This is a genomic window from Pseudomonas sp. Tri1 (genome assembly GCF_017968885.1).
Lineage (GTDB): Bacteria > Pseudomonadota > Gammaproteobacteria > Pseudomonadales > Pseudomonadaceae > Aquipseudomonas.
The window spans coordinates 479,861-497,121 of the sequence record NZ_CP072913.1 but is presented as its reverse complement, the minus strand read 5'-3'; the positions used below and the strand labels follow the sequence as shown (position 1 = coordinate 497,121).

Below are 17,261 nucleotides of genomic sequence, written 5' to 3'. Positions count from 1 at the left end.
AGCCATGAGCTACCTGAGCGACAACTACGTCGAAGAGACCCGCTTCGGTTTCTGGTTCCTGCGCAGCCGCACCTGGCAGCACCATGTGTTGCGGGTAGCGATCAACGACCTGCGCAGCCTGTTCAGTACCCCGCTGCCGGCCAACCCGGTGCTGCTGGACGCCGGCTGCGGCCAGGGCAAATCGTTCCAGTACCTGCGCCAGGTGTTCACGCCGCAGCGCCTGATCGGGGTCGACGCCGACCCCCATAGTCTCGACCTGAGCTTGGAGGAAGCGACGCGCCAGGGCATGACCGTGGAACTGATCGGCAGCGATTGCGCGACGTTGGCGGTGCCGGATGCCAGCGTCGACCTGTTGTTCTGCCACCAGACCTTCCATCATCTGGTGGAGCAGGAAAAAGCCCTCGCCGAGTTCTATCGCGTACTCAAGCCCGGTGGCTACCTGATGTTCGCCGAATCCACCGAGGCCTACATCGATACCTGGGTGATCCGCTGGCTGTTCCGTCACCCCATGCACGTGCAGAAAAGTGCCGCCCAGTACCTGGACATGATCCGCAGCCAAGGCTTCCAATTCGAAGCCCGCAACGTGTCCTACCCATATCTGTGGTGGAGTCGCGCCAAGGACTTCGGCTTGCTGGAGCGTTTTGGCCTGCGCCGCCCCAAGCCGTTCGGCGAGCGGGAGGAAACCCTGGTCAATGTGGTGGCTCGCAAGCCCGTCGAAGGAGCCAGCGGATGATTCGTGCCCTGCTTATCGGCTGCCTGTTGCTGCTCAGCGCCTGCGCCAGCCATGCGCCGCTGCCCGCGCGCACGCCGACCCTGGCGCTGCCACTGCAATTGCACATCGAGCGGCAACTGGCCGGTCAACGTCTGGATTGGCTGTTGGTGATACAGCGTGAAGCCGCTGGCATCCGCTGGTCGATGATGGACCCGCTGGGCATTCCCGTAGCCCGCCAACGCCTGGTCGATGGCCAATGGCAGGCCGACGGTCTGCTGCCACCCAATGCCGAGGCCCGGGAATTGTTCGCCGCGCTGTTGTTCGCCCTGACACCCGAAGCCGAACTGCCCGGCAACTACCCGACCGCGCGACAACAGGATGGGCAGCGAACCCTCGATGCCCGCTGGCAGGTTCGCTACCAGCGGCCGCTGGATTTCGCACTGAGCCTGCCCCAAGGCCCGCACTACCGCATCACACCGTTGACCGAGAGCGCCCCATGACTGCCTATTTGAATGCCCTCGGGGTGATCTGCGCCCTCGGCCGCAACAAACATGACGTGGCGCGCAACCTGTTTGCCGGCGACTGCTCAGGCGTGCGGGTCGAGGCGGGCTGGGTGGCCGAACGTGCCTTGCCGGTGGCCTCGGTGTCGGGTGAACTCGCGGCCATCCCCGACGCTCTGGCGGCGCAACGCAGCCGCAACAACCAGTTGTTGCTGGAAGCCGGCTTGCAGATCCGGCCCGAGATCGACCGGGCCATCCAGGCCTACGGGCGCGCCCGGATCGGCATCGTGCTGGGCACCAGCACCTCGGGCATCGACGAAGCCAGTAGCGGCATTGCCCATTACCTGCGCGAACAGCGCTTCCCCGACGGCTACGATTACCAGCAACAGGAACTCAGCGCGCCGGCCAACTTTCTCGCCGACTGGCTCGACCTGAGCGGTCCGTCCTACGTGATTTCCACCGCCTGCACCTCCAGCGCCCGCGCCTTGATGAGCGCCCGTCGCCTGCTGGACCTGGGCCTGTGCGATGCCGTGCTCTGCGGTGGCGTGGACAGCCTGTGCAAGCTGACCCTCAATGGCTTTTCGGCGCTCGAAGCAGTATCGAGTGAACGCTGCAATCCGTTTTCGGTGAACCGCAGTGGTATCAACATTGGCGAAGCGGCAGTGCTGTTTCTCATGAGCAAGACACCAGGAGACGGTGCACCGATTGCCTTGCTGGGTGACGGCGCCAGTTCCGATGCCCACCATATTTCCGCTCCGGAACCCACCGGGCGCGGCGCCCGCCAGGCCATGGAAAAGGCCCTGCACTGCGCGGGCCTCGAGGCCAGCCAGATCGACTACTTGAACCTGCACGGCACCGCAACGCAGCACAATGACGCCATGGAAAGCCTGGCAGTGGCCGGGCTGTTTCCGGCGGGGGTGCCATGTTCGTCCACCAAGCCGATGACCGGCCATACCCTCGGCGCAGCCGGGGCGCTGGAAGCGGCGTTTTGCTGGTTGAGCCTGAGCACACAAAATACCGCCCAGGCCCTGCCACCGCATATCTGGGATGGCCAGGCCGATCCCGGGCTGCCTGCACTGGACTGGGTCAACGCCGACACCCGCCTGAACCCGACCTCACCGCGCCGACTGATGAGCAACTCGTTCGCCTTCGGCGGCAACAACGTCAGCCTGATTATCGGAGACGCCCCATGATTGACTGGCCACTCGCCGAACTGCTGCCCCATGCCGGCGACATGATTCTCATCGACCGGATCCTGGCCTTCGATGACGAGCAGATCCATACCCACGCCACCGTCAAACCCGGCGGCCTCTTCAGTCGCGATGACGGCGGGTTGCCGGCCTGGGTCGGCATCGAACTGATGGCCCAGAGTGTCGCGGCGTTCGCTGGTTGTCACGCACGCCAACGCGGCGATGCGGTGGAGCTGGGGTTCCTGCTCGGCACCCGCAAGTTCGAATGCAACGTCGAATATTTTCCCGCCGGCGCCGAGCTGGCCATACACGGCGTGCGCTCCCTGGAAGACGACAACGGCATGGGCGTGTTCGAATGCCACATCCACGCCCCTGGCATCCACGCTACGGCCCGGCTGAACGTGTTCCGTCCGCCCCATGGCGCCCAATACCTTCATGAACCGTCCGCAACAGGAAACCAGCCATGACTGAATCCGTACTGGTCACCGGCTCCAGCCGTGGTATCGGCCGTGCCATCGCCCTGCGCCTGGCCCAGGCCGGGCACGACATCGTGCTGCATTGCCGCAGTGGCCGCACCGAAGCCGAAGCCGTCCAGACGCAAATCCAGGCCCTGGGCCGCAATGCCCGGGTGCTGCAATTCGACGTGTCCGACCGCGCCGCGTGCAAAGCCATCCTCGAAGCCGATGTCGAAACCCACGGAGCCTATTACGGCGTGGTGCTCAACGCCGGCCTGACCCGCGATGGCGCCTTCCCGGCCCTGAGCGAGGATGACTGGGACACCGTGATGCGCACCAACCTCGACGGTTTCTACAACGTGTTGCATCCGGTGATGATGCCGATGATCCGTCGTCGCGCCGCCGGGCGAATCGTCTGCATCACCTCGGTTTCGGGGCTGATCGGCAACCGCGGCCAGGTCAACTACAGTGCCTCGAAGGCCGGTTTGATCGGCGCGGCCAAGGCGTTGGCAATCGAGTTGGGCAAGCGCAAGATCACCGTCAATTGCGTCGCGCCCGGCCTGATCGATACCGCCATGCTCGATGAAAACGTGCCCGTGGAAGAACTGATGAAAATGATCCCCGCCCAACGCATGGGCACTCCAGAAGAGGTGGCGGGCGCGGTGAATTTCCTGATGTCCGCCGAAGCCGGCTACATCACCCGCCAGGTCCTGGCCGTCAACGGAGGCCTGTGCTGATGAAGCGCGTCGTCGTCACCGGCATGGCCGGCATCACTTCCCTGGGTAGCGACTGGGACACCATCGCCGCCAACTTCGCCGCCAACCGCAGCGGCATCCGTCGCATGGATGAGTGGGATCGCTTCACCGAACTCAATACTCGCCTGGCAGGACCTATCGATGATTTCCAGGTCCCGGCCCACTGGACACGCAAGCAACTGCGCAGCATGGGCCGGGTCTCGCGCCTGGCGGTGGGCGCGGCGGAACAGGCCCTGGCCGACGCCGGCCTCTTGGGCGACGAGTCGATCAAGGACGGGCGCATGGGCGTGTCCTGCGGTTCGTCCACCGGCAGCACCGACGAGATCAAGGCCTTTGGCAACATGCTGCTCAACAGCGTGGCCGAAGGGCTGAACGCCAATTCCTATGTGCGGATGATGCCCCACACCACGGCGGCCAACATCAGCATCTTCTTCGGGCTGACCGGGCGCCTGATCCCCACCTCCAGCGCCTGCACCAGCGGCAGCCACGGCATCGGCTACGCCTACGAGGCGATCAAGTTCGGCCGCCTGCCGCTGATGCTGGCCGGTGGCGCGGAAGAGCTGTGCCCGACCGAAGCGATGGTCTTCGACGCGCTCTACGCCACCAGCCTGAAAAACGATGCCCCACAGACCAGCCCACGCCCCTACGACAAGGGCCGTGATGGCCTGGTGATCGGTGAAGGCGCCGGCATGCTGGTACTCGAAGAACTGGAACACGCCCTGGCCCGTGGCGCAAAAATCCATGCCGAAATCGTCGGCTTTGGCAGCAACGCCGACGGCCAACACGCCACCCGTCCCGAACTGAGCACCATGCGCCGGGCCATGGAACTGGCCCTGGAAGACGCCGGCCTCGCCCCGTCTGCCATCGGCTACGTCAACGGCCACGGCACCGCCACCGAACAGGGCGACATCGCCGAAACCCTGGCCACCAGCAGCCTGTTTGGCGAACACATGCCCATCAGTTCGCAAAAGAGTTTCCTCGGCCACACCCTGGGGGCCTGTGGCGCACTGGAGTCCTGGTTCAGCATCGAGATGATGAACCGCGACCTGTACGTGCACACCTTCAACCTCGACGAAGTCGACCCCCAGTGCGGCAAGCTCGATTACCTGCGCAACGAATTCCGGGCGATGAGTCACGAATACGTGATGAACAACAACTTCGCCTTTGGTGGGGTCAACACCTCGCTGATCTTCCGTCGCTGGCACTGAATTGGATTTCGAATCCCTGTAACCCTGGTCAGGAGACCATCATGTCGTTGAAGAAAATCGCCGTTACCGCCGCCCTGTTGCTCAGCACCCTGCCGACCCTCAGCCAGGCCCGTGATACCGCGCTGTTCCTGCCTTTCGACAAAGTCGTCGCCGAAGCCATCCGCACCGGCAAAATCGACGGCAGCGTGAAGTTCTACCTGGCCGGCAACAAACCGGCCGGCAATGTCACCGTGGTCAGCCCAGGCGCGGTGACCAACAAGAAAACCAACGCCTTCAACAAATCCGATGAAGTCGCCTGCGAATGGGTCCTGCAATCGGCCCTGATCAGCCTGCACCAGGCCGCCAAGAATGCCGGTGCCAACGCCGTCACCAACATCGTCAGCTTCTACAAGAGCAACGAACGCAAGGACCCGACCACCTACGAATGCCACGCTGGCGCGATCATGGCGGGCGTTGCGTTGAAAGGGGATTTGGCGAAGGTGCAGTAAAGCGCTAAAGAAACCCCCGGCGCTTCCCTGGTGGCGAGGGAGCTTGCTCCCGCTGGGCTGCGTAGCAGCCCTTTTTCTGGAGTGCTCGCGCCCCGTCACCACAAAGTTTCAGTATCGAAAGGATCGTGTTCCAAGGACTGACACAGTCTCCCGCCGGCAAAAAAACTCGGAAAGCAGACCACTCAACTTCCGAAAATATAAAGACCAAACTGAAGCCATAACACTCAATAAATGAGTTTTACCCAGAAAGTGTTCTTTGGACGATAAATTTTTATCTCCGGAGAAAGACCTGAAGTCCCCAGCGTAGCGCAGGGCCTAACCGACTGCTGAGTCAGCAACGGGATATCTTATATGTAAGCGCAAACATGCAAGCCATCTTACCGCTTGTCGGAACTGTCATCTTCGACAGTATCGGTGAGATCAGGAATGGCTTCAGTCTTTAAACATCTGCAAAAAAGGCTTCTCCATTTTCAAATATCTTGCAGGTTAACGCTCGACAACCCAGCTCGCCTTATGAGCTGTAACTCGTGTTTTGTAAATTAAATCCGGTTTCCAAAATGGATAAGAAACTGATGGATACAATAGCTTGGTCGGGCGTCCCACCCGTGTCCTCTCGACAGCAGGCCACATCATCTTCTGCGGAACAAAACAACATTGTTGTCGACGGAGCAACATTTACACGTGCCTATGCCTATGTGAACGGCATTCGCCTTCACTATCTTATAAGCGGTGATGGCGAAAACCCGGTGTTGCTGGTGCATGGGTTCCCGGGAAGCTGGCGCAATTGGGAAGCATTGATGGGCATATTGGTGCGTGCCGGTCATACGCCTATCGTTCCTGATTATCGCGGCGCGGGGGAAACTGATATTTCAGAAAGCGGCTATGACAAAAAGAGCATGGCGCATGACTTGCACGAGCTGGTCAGCAGCCTGAACATCAAGCGGGTCGACGTTGTCGGACATGACATGGGTTTAATTATTGCCTACGCCTACGGGGCACTTTATCCGGAGGAAACCAAACGTATTGTCTTGATGGACGGATTCATTCCTGGCATCCCGGGATGGGAAACGGCCTACAACGGCGATCCGGCAGGCGGCATTGCAAGCAAATGGCATTTTCGCTTCTTTGGCGAGGCAGCCTTGAACATGGTCCAAGGACGGGAAGAAACTTACCTGAACATGTTTTTTGATAACTTTGTATTTTCCCGCAACAACCCAGTGTCGGATAGCGTGCGGACTGCGTTGGTGAAAGATTATTCTCGGCCTGGACGCATGGAGGCGGCCTTCAAGCTTTATTCGGCCTGGCTAGAGAATGATGTGAATGACAACCAAGCGTTCGCCCACCATAAATTGACGCTGCCTGTGCTCACCATCGGTGGCGACCATTCGAGAGGAAAGACCTTGGCCGAACAAGTCAAATACATCACTACGCAACCGTACTCTTTCATATTGCACAATACCGGGCATTGGATACTGGAAGAAAAAACCCAGGCTACCTGCGAGGCGATCCTGACATTTTTGCGTGATAAAAAATAACCGTCGGCATGACCCGGCAGAATTTATCGCTCCCACCTGAATGATGTGTCCTTAATCCCTGTACACCGCCTGACGCCGCTCCATGCGGTATCTATATACCGCCCCCTCTTCGCGCTTCTTCAATAGGTTGTTCCTTCCGAAAACGTCTCAGGAAGAGAACATGCTGGAGAGAACCCCATTACAGACCGCTAGCGCCCTGCTGGTAAACCAACTCAATGCCTCGCAGCAACAGATGATCCGTCTGAACGACGCCGTTCCGCGCGCCTCGAAGGTGGCTGCGCGGCACTTGAATGACTGGTTCAGCAAAGCCTTCCCCACCCTGACGAACAAGCTGGCAGTCAACGAAATACTCGTGTGCCGGCTGCAGGACGAAGCAGTCCCCCAAGCTGAGGGCACAACCGACGCGCCGGCATTTAAACGCAAGGTGGCGGAAACGGTCCCCCTCGACAGGCTTTTCTGGCGTGCGGTGGCAGGAAAGATCAATGCGCACGAGTTCTTCGACGAATTGGGCAATATCGACATCGTCACCGATCTGAACGGCGTCACGGATATGCCGGCAGCCCTGAATAGCCGTGACGCCAAGCAAACAATCAAGCAGCTGATAAGCATCACTCCCGCGTCGTATGAACGACTGCTGGCGCGGGCATTGGACAACTTCTGGGACAACCCACCCGACCCTAGCCAGGACCGCAGTGTCAGCGAATGGCTGGCCGATGAATTCGGTAGGCAACTCAAGGCACAGGCCGATCTCCACCAACTGGACGGAACACTCAGCCTGCCGCTGCACGAGGCCGTGACGAAACAGGCGCTGTCGGCACCGGACGCGACAGATCGCGACAGGCTGGCGGAGCGTGACCGGCCCGGGGTCTATGGGCTGAGTATCACCCCCGAAGGATGGGGGTTCAGCGTGCCGGTATCGGGCGCCGTTGCGTTGACCCAGCGTGACAATGTCGACTACCCGGGAAGCGCGCTGTTGTACAGCCCGGGTAAGCCGCTGGAGGTATACGTCGACCTGGCAGCGCTGAAAGCCAGTCTGGAGATGGACGATGACGTTCAGTATGAAGTGACCACCGCCCCCATCGCCGGGGACTTCCTTGCCCACCTGGTTACGGACCTGCGAGCGGCGCAAAAAACCGCCGTGAGCGATGCGCTGCTGAACGGGCCGGGAGAAGATGAGAAGATCAATACCTGGATAGACAGGATCGATGCCGCGGCGAACGTCAAGGATAGGCTGGACCTGGCGGGCGCCATGGACGAGCGCGCGTTACGGCTGTACCAGAAAAAACTGGACGACTGGCTGCACGCCAACCCGCACGTGATCGGCAGCGACCGCGTGGCCTGGTGGAACGCGCTGCAGGACTTGCAGACATCCCTGGCGGATACCCCTCCCCCGCCAGATCCCGTGACACTGGCTTCCCTTGACGCCCTCCGGGACCGGACCCGCGCGCTGCTCGCCGGGTTCATCAAAGACAAATACGCCCCGGTCGATCCTGACCAGGTATCCCTGTGTATCCGCAGGCAGACCCTCGACCCGCACGCACCGACGGGCGAGTCGCCGTTCGGGTCTGGTGTATCCCGAGGCAACGTGGAGGCGATATTCGATGACTGCCGGTCCATGACGGAATGGGCGATGGCCAACCTGACGCCGGACGAACGCAATGCTGCGCACCACACCGAAGAGGGACCGCTGAGCTTTGCGCAGATCGTAGAGGTCATTGAAAGGGCAAACGTGGGTACCCGTATCCCACCCGCGTTGCGGCTTGCGGCCCGGGAGCGCCAGGCCGAATGGATGTCCCTCAAAGCCAAACAAATGCGGGCGCAAGCCTGGGCCGCGCATATCTCGGGCGACTTTACCCACGACAAGGACAACACCGGCCTGAACCTGGTGCTGGCAGCGTTGGACAGCCCGACGCCCGAGGCACGCCGCAAGGTCAACGGGCACGAGGTGGCGGTCCGGCAGATCCAGTGGGGCGACAGCGTGCTGAAAGAGCTGCTGGTCTTCGGCGTCAGGAAACTCTCCAGCCGGCCTTCATTGACGCTGTACACGCCGGGCGCGCCGGACGCAAAAGTGTTCAGGGACATCCACGCAGGAAGCGAAAGGGAGTTGGAAGCGATCCTGGTCCAGACACTCATCAGTACGCTGGAAATGACCCGCTGGCTGATTTCACAACTGCCGCTGATGGAACAAGCCGATCAACTCGCCAGCCTGGTGCCAGCAGCGGAAAACCTGACGCTCAACGAGAAGATAAAGAAAGTCACGCAGTCCACCTTCTCATGGATAAAGCATCGGGTTCAGGATGATTTCGCGTTGAAGGTCGCCTCCCCCGTGGTGAAAGGCGACTTGCTCAAGGCACTGCACGAAACCCAGGTCACCCACGCGCTCAAGACGGCTGACGCGCTAACGGTGACGAACGCCGAGCGCAACAGCTCAGCGGCCCAGGAGGGACGCAGGAATGGCATTACGTTGCTGACGGGGGCGATGGCCATGTTCTACGCGGGCCGCCTGGGCGGGGTATTGGGTCGCGCGATTCTGCCGGTGATGGCTGGAGGCGCCGCAGTGTCGGCAATAAAGGACGAGGGTGGCAGCTTCAGCCAGTGGACCAGTGACTTCATCAGCGGGTTGGGAGAGGTCATGGCTGAGGCCGGGCAGGATCTGATCATGGCCCGCGCAGCTCGACGCCGAAGCAAGGACCGACCAGAACTGTCGTCCCTGCCACGCATGCCTGACCCGGAGCTGGGACCGTTCCTTCTGAAAGGCTTTGACGGCAAAGGGCTGATACCCGAGGGTCGTAACCTGTTCAGGGACGCGGGTGGACAAGGCTATTTAAAGCTAGGGAGTGGCTACAGTAAAACCGCGATACAAGCGGGTGAACGGATTATCTATGCGTCGAACAACCGTACTCATCAACTGCCCGTGACTTGGAAAAATAACCGATGGCAGATCGAAGAGCCAAAACGGCTGCTCGGTGGCGGAATCATACAAAGTCTATTCGGCCGGACGCCGGAAACCCCGCAACAGAAAACCTACAACGCATTGGTAGAAGGCTTACTGGTGGACCATCGCTGGCCGCCTCGGGAAGTGGTGAATCAGGTAAAGAAGATCATCCACTCAATGCCCGAAGAGCTGGCCGAGCGCATCCTGCGTGAGAGCATGAATGACATCCACGTGCGCGACATCGACACTTATCTCTCCCGAATAAACCAGATAAAGATAAACAAAAGACTCCACGGCCTCGCGCAACATAAAAACCCCCACGAAAGCCTGCTGTACAAATTCAACGTATGGCAGGCCGTCGACTACTGCACCCGGGACATCAGCGCAAAGGAAAGAGGGATCGTGCTTACGCCCCCGCAAAAAATAAAAATATTCGACATGACCCTGCCGCTCAAGAAAGAGCTTTTCGACAGCGAAGGCGACTTGAAGATGATGATGTCCTCCTTGACAGACAACCTCACCGGCGCCTTATTCATCACCATCACCCCTCAACAGGGGCGAAAGAAAGCCGCCATGGATAAGATCCAGGGCGATATTCATGACGTGATCGAAGTCGCGGAAAAACGCTTCTGGGCCGAGCTGGGCGACCTGTACTCAGGGGAGGGACCCGAAGTAGCAGCCGCCAGGGAGAAATACAAAGGAAATCCGGAAAACCTCCTGGAATATAAAAATAAAAAGTACAGCGCCTTCAGGGACGAGATGAAAAAAAGACGCATACCCGGACTCCTGACGGAAATCCGGAATAATAAGATTCCTTATGTCATCGCCAACAAAGGCAAGTCGCAGCGAAAGACCTTATTAGTCACCGGTGAGGACATCACCAACTTCACGAAAAACCTCTCGAACTACGACACGTTCGATATCGAAGTCGTGACCCAGGTCCCGACGAAAAAGGTCCCTGGCAAGTCACCGACCACCAGCACTGCGCCGGTACTGGCAGAAGCATCCACCGCAACGGAAAAATTTACGGTGAGCCTCAGCACACTGGCAGAAACCCAGATGTCATATGACAACTTTCCCGAAGCGGCCAGAGCCAAGGTGACAGAAATCATGGATGACATTCGAGCCGGCAGAGCCACGACAAAACGAATCAACAAATATTACTGGTACGACATGGCCCAGCTATCCCCCGGCAGTGGCAGAGGCGCATGGCGCGCGGCGTTTGAACGCAAGGGCGATACCTGGACCCTCCAAGGGTTTTATGATTATCACGCCAATAAGCCTGCGACGGTTTGGGAGGGCTAAGGAATACGGTAAATAGTTCGAAGAAGGGCGCCTCACGGCGCCCTTCACAAACAGGCTGACTTGTCGCCCATCATGTCCAATTGACTCGGCACCAGCTCAAACATCAGCCGTACTTTTAGTCAGCAACTCCACAAACGCCTTCGCCATCGGCGAACGCTGGTCCTTGCGCTGTACCAGCCACACCGCCGACACCGCCGCCGGGTCGAGCAGCGCTCGATAGACCACGCCGTCGATACGCATGCGCTGGTAAGACGCCGGCAGGACCGAGACGCCCAGCCCCGCCGCGACCAGGCCGATGATGGTCATGGCTTCGCCGGCTTCCTGGGCGAAGTGCGGGCTGAAGCCGGCGTCGCGGGCCAGGCTCAGGAGTTGCGCGTAGAGGCCACTGCCGTAGCTGCGGGGGAAGAATACGAAGGGTTCCTGGGCCAGCGCTGAGAGAAACAGGCCCGCTTCGCTGCCCTGGGCCAGGGGATGCTTGGAGCTGAGCACGGCCACCAACGGTTCGCGGCTGAGTTCGATTTCCTGCAAGGAGTCGGGCAGTGGAAGCGGGCGCATGATGCCCACCTCGATCGCTTCGTCCACCAATGCATCCGCGACCTGGGTGCTGCTCATTTCCCGCAGGTTCAGGTGCACGGCTGGAAAACGTTGGCGGAACGTGAAAATCGCTTGGGGAATGGTCGAGTTGAACGGCGCCGAGGAAGTGAAGCCGATTTTCAGCTCGCCCAATTCCCCCAGTTGGGCACGGCGAGCCACGTCGGCGGCCTTGTCGACCTGGACCAGCACCCGCCGCGCCTCTTCAAGAAACAGCCTCCCGGCCTCGCTCAGTTCGACCCGACGATTGGTGCGCTCGAACAGCCGCGCACCGATCTCCTGCTCCAGCGCCTGGATCTGCTGGCTCAAGGGCGGTTGGGAGATGCCCAGGGCCAGGGCCGCGCGGCCAAAATGCAGCTCTTCGGCCACGGCGATGAAGTAACGCAGATGACGCAATTCCATGGGCAATCCAATAGGTCGCAGAACGTCTTAAACAGGTCGAACAATATATTGGATAGAAACATTAGCCGGCTATATGCTTTTTTCATTGCCTGCCTGGCCGTGCTCGTTCGAGGTCCACCGTGAAAACAGCTGTCGCTCCACTGGCCCATGAAATCCCACCTCGTGTGCAGGATGATGTCGTCGCCGAATTGAAGGACATCTACATCGAGAAAGGCACGCCGATGTTCATGCGCACGGTGCTGGCGCTGTTCAGCGGTGGCTTTGCGACATTCGCCTTGCTGTATTGCGTGCAACCGATGATGCCGCTCCTGTCCAAGGAGTTTTCCATCAACGCGGCGCAGAGCAGCCTGATCCTGTCGGTGGCGACCGGCCTGCTCGCCATCGGCCTGTTGATCACTGGCCCGATTTCCGACCGCATCGGCCGCAAGCCGGTGATGGTCGCGGCACTGTTCGCGGCCTCGGTGTGCACGATTGCCAGTGCCATGATGCCGACCTGGCAAGGCGTATTGATGATGCGCGCGTTGGTGGGCCTGTCGTTGAGCGGGTTGGCAGCGGTCGCGATGACCTACTTGAGCGAGGAGATCCACCCCAGGCACATCGGCCTGGCGATGGGACTGTATATCGCCGGCAACGCCATTGGCGGGATGTGCGGGCGCCTGATCACCGGGGTCTTGATCGATTTTGTCAGCTGGCACACCGCAATGCTGGTGATCGGCGGCCTGGCCCTGATCGCCGCCGCGGTGTTCTGGAGGATTCTGCCCGAGTCACGCAACTTCCGGCCGCGCTCGCTGCACCCGCGCAGCCTGCTGGACGGTTTCACCATGCACTTTCGCGATGCCGGCCTGCCGTTGCTGTTTCTCGAAGCCTTCGTGTTGATGGGCGCGTTCGTGACGCTGTTCAACTACATCGGCTACCGCCTGCTGGCCGAGCCTTATCATCTGGATCAGGCCTTTGTCGGGTTGCTGTCAGTGGTGTACCTGTCGGGTATCTACAGCTCGGCGAAAGTCGGTGCACTGGCAGACAAACTCGGTCGGCGCAAAATGCTCTGGGCAACCATCGCGCTGATGCTGGCCGGCCTCGCACTGACCATGGCCACGCCACTGTGGCTGGTGGTCCTGGGCATGCTGGTGTTCACCTTCGGCTTCTTCGGCGCGCATTCGGTCGCCAGCAGCTGGATCGGCCGCCGCGCCCTCAAGGCCAAGGGCCAGGCATCGTCGCTGTACCTGTTCAGCTATTACGCCGGGTCGAGTGTTGCGGGTACGGCGGGCGGCGTGGCGTGGCACCTGGGTGGGTGGAACGGTGTCGGTCTGTTCATCGGCACATTGCTGGTGGTGGCGTTGCTGGTGGCGGTGAAACTGGCGAAGTTGCCGTTGTTGCCGGGGAATGTGCAGGTTTAGCCATCACCCATTCACCGGTCGATCATTGACGCAACATCACCCGTGCCTCCAACACACGATTACGTGCCTCCAAGGTCAGCGACTGCAGCGCCGCGCCCTCCTGTTCACGTTGATTCAACCAATGGAGCAACTGATTGGCATCGCCACTGACGGCCAGTCGCAACGAATCGCCGTCGACCTCCATCTCGGCGATGTCCAACCCCGCCGCAGTCGCACTGTCATTGACGCGCACCGACAAAGGCTGTGTCGTGGCAGCCGTATCCCGGGCGGGCTCGGCGCGTTGGATCCGGGCGTGCAGCTCGGCCTGTTGGCGATACTGGCGCTCGGCAACCTCCAGCCGTTGCCGTGTGGGTTGCCAGATCGAGGTGTAGGCCACGACTATCAGCAACAGCACGGCGAGGCCCAGCAACAATCCTTGCTCGCGGCGTGACACCCTTCCCCAGGCCCGTTTCAGGCTATTGAAGTTCATCAACTGTTCTCCAACGTGAGGGTGGCCTGCACTCGGTTGTTTTGTTTGCTGGCGCTGCCCAGGGAAACGGGCAGTCCGTTTTGCTGGCCGCGCTCACGCAGTTGCTCAAGCTCGACGAAGCTGTTGGCCGTCAGCTGGACTTTCCAACCTTCGTTTTCCCGAAAGTCGATGCGCTGCACTTCGACGTTGGTCGCGCCAATGACCTGTTCTGTCAGACGGACCAGACGCGCGACCTGGGTGTCCTGGCTTTGCCCACGGCGACTGTGCAACGCCTGGAACTGCGCTGCCAGGTCGACGATCCGGGTTTGCTCGGGATACAGCGACCTGAAGCGCTGCTCACTCTGAACGTACAGGCGCCGGGTTTCGCTTTCCAGAAAGCGTACACGGGCTTCGCTCAATGCCCAGGTGAGCAATAACAATCCCAACGCGGTAACCGCTACGCCACGCCACGGCAATGGCTGGCGACGTCGACGAAACTCGCCCTGCAACAGGTCGATAGGGTGTCCGCCAGCGCTGAGCAACCACTCATCGATGCCTTCGCGATCACGGCCCTCGTCCAGCCAGTGGATGTCCTCGGGCAGCTCAGGCTTGAGCGTTGCCATGGCCCGGGCCGACAACGACACCCGTGCCGCCAGCGCTCCGCCCAACAGCCAGCGACCGAACCAGCGCACGGCGAAAGCCTTGTCATCGGGTAGCAGGTCGGCGTCGACATGCATCGCGCGTACATCGAGGCCTAGCTCGGCCAATAGCGCCAGCATCGCCTGGAACCGAGAGCGCCCGGTCACCATCAGCGGATAGCACTGCTGACGGTCGCGTTCACCGACGCTGATGTGCAACGTCTCCAGGTTTTCACTCAACTGTTCTTCGATGGCGAACGCCAGGGCCTGGGGTCGCGGCTGGCGTCGAGAGGGCCACGGATCGCTGCGCAGCCAACTGCACATTTCCATCGGCAACAGCACGTCGACGACTCGCCCGTGCAACTCGCGGGCGGCTTCATGCAAGGGCAGGTAACGCCGTTCGCCCGTGGGCGACCACACGCAACACGGCCAGTTGGCGCAAGGCGCCTCCATGCCGTCGGGCGTCAGGTAAAGCCAGGTTTTCATCTAAGGGCGCTCACTGGGGCTGATGGGTAAAAAACGACGCTGAGTCACCGTCCAGCGTCCGCTAACGGGGTCGCGCTCAATGTCCGAGGCCAGGCGCAGACGGCTGCCGGCGCGGGTCACGCTCACGGTGATTCGGAACCAGCGGCTGCTCACGCCCAAGCCATGGCTGCCGACGCCCACCCCGGACAACAGCGGGTCATTGGTAAAGGCCTGCACGCTGGCGTAGGGCGTGTGAGAACGCTGGTTGACCAACGCCTTGGCCGGACCCTCTTCCATGCCGTACAGGGTCATCAGTAATAGTTGCGGGGCGGTGTTGATATTCAGCTTCGCGTCCTTGGGCAGCAACACCACCCAAGGTTCCAGGCGCCGCAGCGTCTGGCCGTCGAAGCCCGGCAAAAGGCGCAGTTGACTCAACTCCTGCACCACTCCGACCTGGGGCAACGACAGCGCGGGCAAATCCAGCAACGCCAACAATCGCGTCCAACGGCCAAGCGTGATTTGATCGGTTTGGCCCTGGACCAGTAACGCGTTGAGGTTCAGACGCCCGGACAAATCCTGGATATCGATGTGAATCTCGGCGTCTTCCCTCTCGAATGCAGGCTTGAGCCGGGCCCAATCCTGGCTCAGGTCTACCGGCCCGGACGAGGTTATCGCGCTGCCTTCCAACACCGCCTGCGCCCAGGCTTCAGCGGCCAGCCCCAGTTGACGTAGCTGGACGTACTGCAACTGCTGGGCGCTGCTCTGCAACAACAGGCGATGGCTGCGCAGCATGCCGCCGGTGAGCAGCAGCGCCAGGCTCAGGACCAACAACACACTGATCAGCGCCACGCCCCGTTGTCGGTTCACGGCAACGCTCCAGGCAACAGCAGCACACGGCGGATCTGCCGAAAACGCCCCGTGGAAATCACCAGTTCCAACGCCAGCGGCGCATTGCCGCGCACGGTTTCGCCGTGCCAGCCCCGTTGCACATCGAACACACGCCAGCTCAGGCTGCGTACGTCCTCGAGCAATTTCTGCGGTTGCACGATGACCGGCCCTTCACCGCGACTGTCACGCCACAACACCGCGCCCTCGAGTCGATAGCTCACCGTTTGCCGCTCGCTGCGTGGCTGGTCCAGTGGATTGGGCCAATGGCTACGCTGCAATTGCAGGCGCCCTGACGCGAGCACGATGGAATCGGTAACGACCTGCCACGCATCCCGTTCGATGACTCCCACGGCGCGCTGCAAGGCCCTGACTTCACGCTCATGTTGACCGGCGCCCTGCTGGGTACGCACGACACTGTCGAACAGGCGCCAACTGGCCAGGCCAAGCAGGGCAAAAATGGCGATGGCGATGACCAGTTCCAACAAGGTGAAGCCCGACTGCCTATTCATGATGGTTGCGGATCCATCCGGTAGTGCGGTGCACGACAGTTGGGCCTCCGGCCCGGCTGACCTGGATCTCGACCTGAAGCAGGCGCGGGTCGCGGGCCGGGGCGACACGCTGTTGCAAGATCCAGTCGCGCTGATCCAGGTGCCGAGCCAGGCGCTGTTGACCAAGCGGCGTAGCGGCTTGCAGACGCAGCTCGCTGAGCTGGTTGTCCGCCAGCCAGGCACCGAACAGACGGTCCTCAAGCCCGGCGCTTTGCTTGAGCACGAACTGGCTGGCCGACAGCACCGCAGCCGCCAACGTGGCGAAAATCGCCAGCGCGATCATCACCTCCAACAACGTGAACCCCTGGCAATCGGCGGCCAGCTTGCGAGCGTCATTCATCGATCAGCGGCTCCGCCAAGCCATCACTCACGACCTGGGAAATAGTCTGGCCTGCGACTTTGATGAACAACCTGAACGCACTGATCTCGTCACTGCTGAGCATCAACAACTGTGGCGGGCCTTGGGCATCGTCAAGCGTCAGGAGATGGCCATCCTGCTCCAGCCCAAGCGTCAGGCTTTCAGGCAGCCGATGCACTGCCGACACCGCTGTCCAGCCCAGAGACTCAAGTCGCAATGCCTGATAGCCACGTGGCTGTAGGCGCACCCCGTACTCCTGCCCATCCAGTACCGCGCGTTCGCGCAGTTGCTGCACCACACGGATGAAGTCCTGGGCTTGCTGTCGGGCCTCACGCGTCGGGCTCGGGCCGATAGCCAGACTGACCATGCCCACCACCACCCCGATCAACACAATGACAACCATCAGTTCCAGCAAGGTGAACCCCCGAGAATGACGGCCCATG

Annotated in this window: 17 protein-coding genes; 10 read left to right on the top strand and 7 right to left on the bottom strand. The window is 60.9% G+C overall.

Annotation, left to right across the window (positions count from 1 at the left end; translation table 11 throughout):
• Positions 1-4 precede the first annotated feature (4 nt).
• From J9870_RS02175 to J9870_RS02135, 9 genes are all read left to right on the top strand, one after another.
• A complete protein-coding gene (locus J9870_RS02175; RefSeq protein WP_210642502.1) occupies positions 5-733 on the top strand; it encodes a class I SAM-dependent methyltransferase in 729 nt (242 codons plus the stop codon).
• On the top strand, positions 730-1,212 hold the full coding sequence (locus J9870_RS02170; protein ID WP_210642501.1) for a DUF3261 domain-containing protein: 483 nt from the start codon (positions 730-732) through the stop codon (positions 1,210-1,212). Before J9870_RS02175 ends, J9870_RS02170 begins: the two co-directional genes overlap by 4 nt.
• The gene (locus J9870_RS02165) at positions 1,209-2,405 is read left to right on the top strand and encodes a beta-ketoacyl-[acyl-carrier-protein] synthase family protein (RefSeq protein ID WP_210642500.1); all 1,197 of its coding nucleotides are present in this window, start codon (positions 1,209-1,211) and stop codon (positions 2,403-2,405) included. The genes J9870_RS02170 and J9870_RS02165 overlap by 4 nt, the downstream gene beginning before the upstream one ends.
• Entirely contained in the window at positions 2,402-2,869 is a 468-nt protein-coding gene (locus tag J9870_RS02160; RefSeq protein WP_210642499.1) for a hotdog family protein, read from the top strand. The genes J9870_RS02165 and J9870_RS02160 overlap by 4 nt, the downstream gene beginning before the upstream one ends.
• Entirely contained in the window at positions 2,866-3,594 is a 729-nt protein-coding gene (gene fabG / locus J9870_RS02155; protein WP_210642498.1) for a 3-oxoacyl-ACP reductase FabG, read from the top strand. Before J9870_RS02160 ends, fabG begins: the two co-directional genes overlap by 4 nt.
• The gene (locus tag J9870_RS02150; protein WP_210642497.1) at positions 3,594-4,820 is read left to right on the top strand and encodes a beta-ketoacyl-ACP synthase; all 1,227 of its coding nucleotides are present in this window, start codon (positions 3,594-3,596) and stop codon (positions 4,818-4,820) included. Before fabG ends, J9870_RS02150 begins: the two co-directional genes overlap by 1 nt.
• Positions 4,821-4,861: 41 nt before the next feature.
• The gene (locus J9870_RS02145) at positions 4,862-5,308 is read left to right on the top strand and encodes an excinuclease (RefSeq protein WP_210642496.1); all 447 of its coding nucleotides are present in this window, start codon (positions 4,862-4,864) and stop codon (positions 5,306-5,308) included.
• Between the two features lie 557 nt (positions 5,309-5,865).
• Positions 5,866-6,843: an alpha/beta hydrolase gene (locus tag J9870_RS02140; RefSeq protein ID WP_246883070.1), complete on the top strand. Its 978-nt coding sequence runs from the start codon at positions 5,866-5,868 to the stop codon at positions 6,841-6,843.
• 160 nt (positions 6,844-7,003) lie between these two features.
• Positions 7,004-11,083, top strand: a complete 4,080-nt coding sequence (locus tag J9870_RS02135) for a DUF6543 domain-containing protein (protein WP_210642495.1) — start codon at positions 7,004-7,006, stop codon at positions 11,081-11,083.
• Positions 11,084-11,179: 96 nt separating this feature from the next.
• On the opposite strand, the gene J9870_RS02130 is transcribed toward J9870_RS02135, so the two are convergent.
• A complete protein-coding gene (locus J9870_RS02130; RefSeq protein ID WP_210642494.1) occupies positions 11,180-12,076 on the bottom strand; it encodes a LysR family transcriptional regulator in 897 nt (298 codons plus the stop codon).
• A 221-nt stretch (positions 12,077-12,297) separates the two neighbouring features.
• Here J9870_RS02130 and J9870_RS02125 point away from each other — a divergent pair, with 221 nt between their 5' ends.
• The gene (locus J9870_RS02125; protein WP_246883133.1) at positions 12,298-13,473 is read left to right on the top strand and encodes an MFS transporter; all 1,176 of its coding nucleotides are present in this window, start codon (positions 12,298-12,300) and stop codon (positions 13,471-13,473) included.
• A gap of 22 nt (positions 13,474-13,495) precedes the next feature.
• Here J9870_RS02125 and gspM read toward each other — a convergent pair whose 3' ends face one another.
• From gspM to gspH, 6 genes are read right to left on the bottom strand one after another with little or no spacing between them, the layout of a single operon-like run.
• A complete protein-coding gene (gspM, locus tag J9870_RS02120; protein ID WP_210642492.1) occupies positions 13,496-13,942 on the bottom strand; it encodes a type II secretion system protein GspM in 447 nt (148 codons plus the stop codon).
• Positions 13,942-15,045 (bottom strand): type II secretion system protein GspL, encoded by a 1,104-nt coding sequence (gene gspL / locus J9870_RS02115; RefSeq protein WP_210642491.1) that lies wholly within the window; start codon positions 15,043-15,045, stop codon positions 13,942-13,944. Before gspL ends, gspM begins: the two co-directional genes overlap by 1 nt.
• A complete protein-coding gene (locus J9870_RS02110; RefSeq protein WP_210642490.1) occupies positions 15,046-15,891 on the bottom strand; it encodes a type II secretion system protein GspK in 846 nt (281 codons plus the stop codon).
• Positions 15,888-16,421, bottom strand: coding sequence for a type II secretion system protein GspJ (locus J9870_RS02105; protein WP_210642489.1), 534 nt, complete (start codon positions 16,419-16,421; stop codon positions 15,888-15,890). The genes J9870_RS02110 and J9870_RS02105 overlap by 4 nt, the downstream gene beginning before the upstream one ends.
• On the bottom strand, positions 16,414-16,800 hold the full coding sequence (gene gspI, locus J9870_RS02100; protein ID WP_210642488.1) for a type II secretion system minor pseudopilin GspI: 387 nt from the start codon (positions 16,798-16,800) through the stop codon (positions 16,414-16,416). Before gspI ends, J9870_RS02105 begins: the two co-directional genes overlap by 8 nt.
• Entirely contained in the window at positions 16,793-17,260 is a 468-nt protein-coding gene (gene gspH / locus J9870_RS02095) for a type II secretion system minor pseudopilin GspH (RefSeq protein ID WP_210642487.1), read from the bottom strand. Before gspH ends, gspI begins: the two co-directional genes overlap by 8 nt.
• Between the last annotated feature and the right edge of the window lies 1 nt (position 17,261).